The organism is Gordonibacter pamelaeae, assembly GCF_003340385.1.
In the GTDB taxonomy this organism is placed as follows: domain Bacteria; phylum Actinomycetota; class Coriobacteriia; order Coriobacteriales; family Eggerthellaceae; genus Gordonibacter; species Gordonibacter pamelaeae.
In genome coordinates this window covers 1-6,580 of sequence record NZ_PPTS01000018.1, presented here as the reverse complement: position 1 = coordinate 6,580, position 6,580 = coordinate 1, and the positions used below count along the sequence as shown (strand labels likewise).

The window sequence follows — 6,580 nt, the reverse complement described above, 5'->3', positions numbered from 1 at the left end:
GCATCTTGCCCTCGAACGCGAGGCCCTCCGGGTTGGGGACGAGGAACGTCGCGGCCACGATCAGCACGGCGACCGCGACGACGCCGACCTTAAAGGAAGCTTTCTCTCTCATCTTTCCCCTCCTTAACAGGGACAGTGGAATATCTATAGAAGCGTTCCACCGCATAACCGGTTGCGGCCGGTTATGCGGCGAACTGGTTTTCGTAATTTTCAGTAGTCGACCCCCTGAGCGACTTTGCTTGCCCGCTGCGCTGCCCATACGGCAGGCGCCTGATAGGTATTCATAGCCTAGAGCGCGATTGCTGTAGCTATAGGCTATGAAGAATCAGCAGAAACCCCGATTTGCATGAGCCGTTTATCAAGGCGTCGCCAAGGGCGGATGCTTTGAAAGAGCGACTGTTCGACGAACAGAACTCTGCTCGAGCTATTGTTGGAGTCGCCCTGCATGGAGGCGAGAAACGGGGGCGACTCCCTTTGCCATATTGTCTGCGAGCAGCCGTACTGCCTACTGTGGTGCCCATGAGCCGCGCATCTTGTAGGGCTTGTCGGTGAGCAGCGTGTCCAGAAGGTCGTCGTTGGAGGCAACCTGGAAGCCCAGCCTCAGCAGCGGGTAATTGGCTAGGCCGATGCGCTTGGCCTTCTGCTCGTCGCTGATGAGCTCGCCACCCCAGCCGCCGGAATAGGCGATGAGCTCGACGGGGAAGATGTTCCCTCCGGGGATATCGACGTTGCCGGTGATTTGGAACAGGCCGACGATAGCCTGACCTGCCGGCAGGGCCTCACGCACCATGTCGACGGCCAGCCCCCACTGCATGGCGCAGGGTTTGCTGTTGGCGAGCAGTCGTGCTGCGCGCTGTATTTGCTCGGGTGACACCCAAGTGATCTCGGCAACCTTGTCAACCGGATACTCCTGCACGCGCTCGGACAGCTCCTCGAAACCGTAGCACCACTTGTCCACGAACTCGTGGTCGTAAAGGCCCTCGTTGACGATGACGTTCATCATGCCGAGAGCCAGCGCGGCGTCGGTGCCGGGGCGCAGGCGCAGGTGCTCCTCGGCTTTGAGGGAGAGCCATGTGACGCGCGGGTCCACCATCATGATCTTCATGCCGCGCTTCATCAGATCGATGACCCAATGGCCGTAGAAGCCGTCGGAGTTAGCGCGTAGCGGATAGTTGCCCCAGATGACCATCAACTCGGGAACGATGTAAGCCGGGTTGTCGTAGCGGTCGACGAACTGTTGGGAGCAATCGGCCACCGTGTAGCTGCCGCAGGTCGCGGCCATTCCGGCAACGCGGGGCAGATAGCATGCATTGCCGGAAAGGGCAAAGCAGCAATAGTTGGGCGAGCCGTAGGACCAGGCGATGCGGGTGATCCAGCTGGAGATGTCACGTCCGGTTCCTTGGCCGAAGAGCACGGTCTCCGCTCCGTGCTCTTCGCGGATCTCGATGAGCTTGCCGGCCACGTAGTCGATGGCCTCGTTCCAGCTCATGCGTTCCTATGCGTCTTTGCCCCGGTCTTTGGGATTGCGCCTCATGGGATAGAGCAGGCGGTCCTTGTGGTTGGTGACTTCGGGCAGATCCAGGCATCGAACGCATAGGCGGCCTTGGTTGAACGGGTTCTCCGGGTCTCCCTCCACCTTGACGAGCTTTCCGTCGTCGTCGGTGTAGAGCAAGACTCCGCAACCCTCATGGCAGCCGGGACCGGTCCATGCGCTGCCGCGTGTCACGGTGTAGTCGTCCTCCTTGTACTTCCAAGGCTTCTCGTGCTCGACAAGTCGGTAATCCTTCTCTCCCATGCACTTCTCCTTCCCCTCTTCTCTGCTTGCGGTGCCACGCCGATCGGTTAGAATGGGCGGAAGCGATTGCAATGCCCCTCTGGTGTGCTGCAGAGCCCGTCTCTGGCTCTGGGCCGAGCCGATCGACGTGGTTTCCCGAACTATAGGATCGTGACGTGCGACTTGGTATATCTGGAAAGTCTGAAACCCGCCGACTCGCCTAGTACGAAACGGATAAATCAGAGGAGATGGTTAAGTGACGGAAGGTATTAAACCATCGTATGAGCAGGGGGAAAGGGGTTCGGTATCCCTTCTTATCAGCCTTGTGATGGGTTTCTCGCTATTTTGGTCGAGTTTTTACACCGCGCTGATCCACAACGCCGCCATCGATGACACAGCTGCTGTCGAGACGATCTCCCCGCTGGCGCCCGTTGCCCTGTGCGCCGGTATGGTGGTCATGGCCGTTGCGAGCAATCGATGGTCGGATTTTCTCTCGGTGCAGAAAGGGCATCGTTTCCTGTGGGCTTTGGTCTGCGCGAGCCCCGTTGCTCACGGGGCCGTGTCTTATGCGCAGTTCGTCATCGACTTGCACGTCCCCGTGCTCGTTGTATTCGTGGCGAGCTTTCTTCTGGGAATCGGGCTTTCCGCGCTTCTGCTTTTGTGGTCGGAGCTCTTGACGGCTTTCACGAAGAATTTCACATCCAAGGTCCTTTCCTTCTCTATGGCCGGCGGATCCTTGCTCTATTTCGTTGGTAATTGCCTGCCTGACGGTGCGGGCATAGCCTTCACGTGCCTTTCCTTGCCAGCGAGCTTGGCGATACTCGTAGTGCTGGAAAGAGAGATTCCCCAAGCGCCGTTTGTCTCGCGTAAGGAGTCCATGGCGCGGCATCGTCTCACAAAGCCAATCGATGCTCTCAACACCCTTTACGGAGCGGTATTCGGTATCGCCATATTCGGTCTGTCAGATGCCGAAAGCCACCCTTGGCTGCACGCGGGCATATCTTTGGCCATCGTGACGGGCGCTTTGCTGATGATTCCGTATCTTGGGAAGAACACCGACAAGATGATGCACGGCAAGGTACAGAAGATTCTCTTCCCTTTGCTCGTAATCGGCCTCCTGCCCATGCCGTTCGTTGATCCGCCGCTGAAAACGTTGTGCATCCTTGTTATCCTCGTTGGCTATGTATGGCTGACCCTCGCCAATCTCGATTCCCTCTTCTGCCTCGTCAAGCGCTTTGGGGTGTCGCCGTTTTATCTCACCGGCCGAGGGTTTGCCCCCATTATCGTGGGAGTGGCCATCGGCTATGCCGTGGGTTTCCTGTCTGCCTTCACGCATTCTGTGGGCAGCGATATTCTCACCTGGGCGTCGCTCGTCTTGGTGATCCTTCTTTCCGTGTTCGTTACGGTAATCCCCTTCGACAAGGATCAGCTTGCCGGCGAGCACGATGAGGAGGGCGGCGCGACGGAAACCCATGAGCAGGGTGGAGGTCGTTGGAAGAAGAGTTGCGAGACGGTGGTGAAGCGGTACGGCCTCTCAGCACGTGAGACGGAAGTGTTCTACTTGATCGCCAAGGGGTGGGGATCAGACTATATCCAGTCAAAGCTCTATATATCCCCGCATACGGTAAAAGCGCATAGGTATAGCATCTACAAGAAGGTTGGCGTGAGTTCAAGGGATGAGCTCATGATGGTTGTTGAGAAGATAATGGCTGACAAGGACGATGATTCAGCGCTTTAAGGGTTCGGAGTGATGGGCCCTCGGAATATCCCCCCGCTTTCCTTGCCATCCTCAATTTTGTCGGATGGCCGAGAAAGCGGGGTGTGAAAGGGCAGCTCTTCGGGACTGAGAATGCCTTCGGTTCGAATGGTGCGCAATGCCTAATGCGAGCACAGGGGGGCGTCGGGGAGGTCGATGCCCAGGGCGCCGGCGGCGAGGCCGCGGAGCTCTTCGAGGGTGAGCTCGTAGCAGGCCAGGGCGTCGATCCAGCGGCGCAGGCAGCGGCGGCCCTTGTCGGTGAGCGAGAACAGGCGCTTGGCCGAGCCCTCTTCCGGCGTGTCCCATACGGAGGTGACGAGCTCGGCCTCCTCCATGCGCTTGAGGGCGCGGTAGATGCCGGTGGCGTCGGGCTTCTTGCCGCCGAACATGGGGGACTCCGCCGCCTGCTGCACGATGACGTAGCCGTGCAGGGGCTTGTCGGAGCAGGCGAGCAGCGTGAGGATGGTGGGCTGCGACAGGCGGTTGAGCGACTTGCCGAGCTCGGCGCACTCCTTCATATCCTCGTCGGACTTGGGATGGCAGCTGCTCCACATGGGCGGGACCTCTTTCTCGCGAGAATGGACTTCGCCCCTGTGCTCCGGCATCGGCTGCGCGGAGGGTGGACGCGTCTCCTTAGGTAGAATTGCAAACACTATCATCTCATAACTAGTTGCAATATGCCAATATTTTCTTGGCGTTTTGGCGGGGAGAGGGCGAACGGCGCTCAATCTCCCCGTGCGGAGGCGGGGCGGCCGGGAGAGCGAGCGGCGCCCCGATCAGCCGTGAGGAAGCGGGCGGCGGAGCGGTCAGGGCGCTCGCGCTTGCGGCCGCCCCGACCGCCAAACGGTTGCCCCTTGACGGCTGTCGGGTGCTCGACATAACCATTGACCTGCGCAAACTAAAAAACCTCGCACCGTTCGCCGCTTTGATCGTACCGTTAGGGAGGCCGGTAGGCCAGTCGCCAAGAACACGGTGCCCAGCTACCGAGTTCATCCTTGGGAGGGGATGCCGCCTTTCTATCATGGATGCATGGACCGGGACGACCGCGGTAGCGGTGCGCCGAGGCGCGAGAGCGACAAGGGAGGCGATTGCATGCACGAGGACGTTCACAGCCATGCGCGCAGGCTCGACAATGCAGAGGCCCGCGTCGTGGAGCGCTCTGTTTTCGGTAAGGGTCCCACCCGTCGAGCCAAGGCGGCTGCCTTCGAGCGCAAGCCGGTTCTGGGCACGAAGCGGGACCAATCGGTTATCGATGCTTTCTTCGCCGCGCAGGACACCAGCCCTTCGCCCGATGCGGGGAAGGAGGGCGGCCTCCCGGTCCCCGACGACCTCGAGGACCCGCCCTCGACCTGAAGGGGCTTTCCAGCACCGCCCCTTCAGGCATGCGAGCCGGGCAGAAAAGGCGCTAGCTGAACAGGGCGAGCTTCTTCTTGCCGAGGTCGATCTTCTCGGCAAGCTCCTCGAGCGTGCCGCAGTACAGGCAGCCCGCCTGGCAGTGCTGCACGCAGGTCGGCGGCTTGCCGGCCGCCTGGCGGCGGGCGCAGCGGTCGCAGCGGTCGGTGGGGACGGGCACGAACTCGTACTGCCACTTCCGCTCGGTGATCTGGTCGGGGCCTATCTGGGTCAGCTTGATGCCGAACCGGCCGGGCGCTAGGCCGTGCTCCTGCTGGCAGGCTATCTCGCAGGTGTGGCACCCCGTGCAGAACTCGTAGTCTACTGCAAGCATTTGCCTCATGCCGATCACTCCTCTACCTTGCCGATGGTGCACAGCTGCGACTTGTACGACGCTCCCAAGCCCACCTTGCCGGGACGCATGGGGACGAGCTTGTTGATATTGGACTCCATCACGCCGAACAGCGTGCCGTCCTCGGGCCCGCGCTCGGGGAACCACCAGGCGTGGTCGGCCGAGACGGTGTCCTTGCGGATGCGGGTGGTGAGCTCCGCCTTCTGGCGGCACGAGCCGAAGTTGTTCTCGATGGTCACCCAGTCGCCGTCGGCTATGCCGTAGGCGGCCGCCGTCTCGGGGTGGATGAGCACGGTTGGGTCGGGATGCAGGCGGCGCATGGACGGGCTCTGGCGGTGCTCCGAATGGAAGAAGCCCCAAGGACGCGCGCCGGTGGTGAGCACGAGCGGGTACTTCTCGGCGAGCTCGGGCGCCGACACCGGGCTCTCGGGCGGCTCCTCGTAATCGGCCAGGGGCGACAGGCCGAAGTGCAGCATCTCCGGGCAGTAGAAGTTGTAGCGGCCGGTGGACGTGGCGAAGCCCACCGTGCCGTCGCGGCGCAGCAACCCCTTCTCGTGCTTGTTGTACTCGAACTCGGGGTAGGCCCAGGTGCGCTCGCGCAGCGTCTCGTAGGTATAGCCGGTCTTGCGCAGCAGGTAGTCGTAGAAGCCCTGCTCGTCGTCCCACTTTTTGTGGGCCTCGTCGGTGAAGCGGCTGCCCGTCTCGTAGATGATGCGCTGGTCCGACTTGCACTCGCCCAAAGGCTCCACGGCCTGCGCGATGGCGCCGAGCGCGTAGGGCTGGTGACCGGTGATGCCGATGCGCTCCGCGAAGCACGCGGCGGGCAGCAGCACGTCGGCGCAGGCGAGCGCCGTGGGGGTGAGGAACAGGTCCACCACCACGTTGAACTCCATCTTCTGCAGCGCCGGCAGGATGCGCTGGGGCTGGGCGCCCATGCAGGCGATGGCGTTGTTCTGCATCATGAACATGGCCTTGATGGGGTAGGGCTCGCCCGTCTCCATGGCCTCGAGCAGCATGTCGGGGCTGATGGCGGCCATGGCCTTGAGCGCAGGATACTTGAAGTTCATGGTGCGTCCCTGGTCCTTGACCGGCTCGGAGCACCCTTCCCATACCTTCTCGCGCGGCATCCATGTCACGCTCATATCCCATACGGGGTTCGCGGCCACCATGGTGCCGGGCTTCTCGAAGTTGCCGGTGAGCGCCATGAGGTCGAAGCACGCCATGCCGGTGATGAAGCCCTCGGAGGTGTGGTCCATCGCCACGCCCCACTGCAGGCAGCACGACTTCGCGCGGCCGATCTTGCGGG

7 protein-coding genes are annotated in these 6,580 nt (G+C 61.6%); 2 read left to right on the top strand and 5 right to left on the bottom strand.

The annotated features are described in order from the left end of the window. Nucleotides 1–505: 505 nt before the first annotated feature. Together C1877_RS14975 and C1877_RS15845 are read right to left on the bottom strand one after the other, a co-directional pair. Nucleotides 506–1,489 carry a molybdopterin-dependent oxidoreductase gene (locus C1877_RS14975; protein WP_244909874.1) on the bottom strand — a complete coding sequence of 328 codons (984 nt, stop codon included), beginning with the start codon at nt 1,487–1,489 and terminating at the stop codon, nt 506–508. A gap of 6 nt (nt 1,490–1,495) precedes the next feature. Next, nucleotides 1,496–1,795, bottom strand: a complete 300-nt coding sequence (locus C1877_RS15845) for a hypothetical protein (RefSeq protein ID WP_244909873.1) — start codon at nt 1,793–1,795, stop codon at nt 1,496–1,498. Nucleotides 1,796–2,030: 235 nt separating this feature from the next. Between C1877_RS15845 and C1877_RS14970 the strand changes: the two genes are divergently transcribed. Then, nucleotides 2,031–3,512 (top strand): helix-turn-helix transcriptional regulator, encoded by a 1,482-nt coding sequence (locus C1877_RS14970; RefSeq protein ID WP_041239367.1) that lies wholly within the window; start codon nt 2,031–2,033, stop codon nt 3,510–3,512. Between the two features lie 140 nt (nt 3,513–3,652). Here C1877_RS14970 and C1877_RS15950 read toward each other — a convergent pair whose 3' ends face one another. Continuing rightward, on the bottom strand, nt 3,653–4,084 hold the full coding sequence (locus C1877_RS15950; protein ID WP_015539665.1) for a PadR family transcriptional regulator: 432 nt from the start codon (nt 4,082–4,084) through the stop codon (nt 3,653–3,655). Nucleotides 4,085–4,622: 538 nt separating this feature from the next. On the opposite strand from C1877_RS15950, the gene C1877_RS14960 reads away from it, so the two are divergent. Beyond that, complete coding sequence (locus C1877_RS14960; RefSeq protein ID WP_041239366.1) at nt 4,623–4,883, top strand: hypothetical protein; 261 nt, start codon at nt 4,623–4,625, stop codon at nt 4,881–4,883. 52 nt (nt 4,884–4,935) lie between these two features. Here C1877_RS14960 and C1877_RS14955 read toward each other — a convergent pair whose 3' ends face one another. Both C1877_RS14955 and C1877_RS14950 read right to left on the bottom strand, forming a co-directional pair. Continuing rightward, entirely contained in the window at nt 4,936–5,265 is a 330-nt protein-coding gene (locus tag C1877_RS14955; protein ID WP_114569516.1) for a 4Fe-4S dicluster domain-containing protein, read from the bottom strand. Between the two features lie 5 nt (nt 5,266–5,270). Next, nucleotides 5,271–6,580 (bottom strand): molybdopterin-containing oxidoreductase family protein (locus C1877_RS14950; protein ID WP_147274572.1); only part of this gene is annotated, 1,310 nt, incomplete at its 5' end.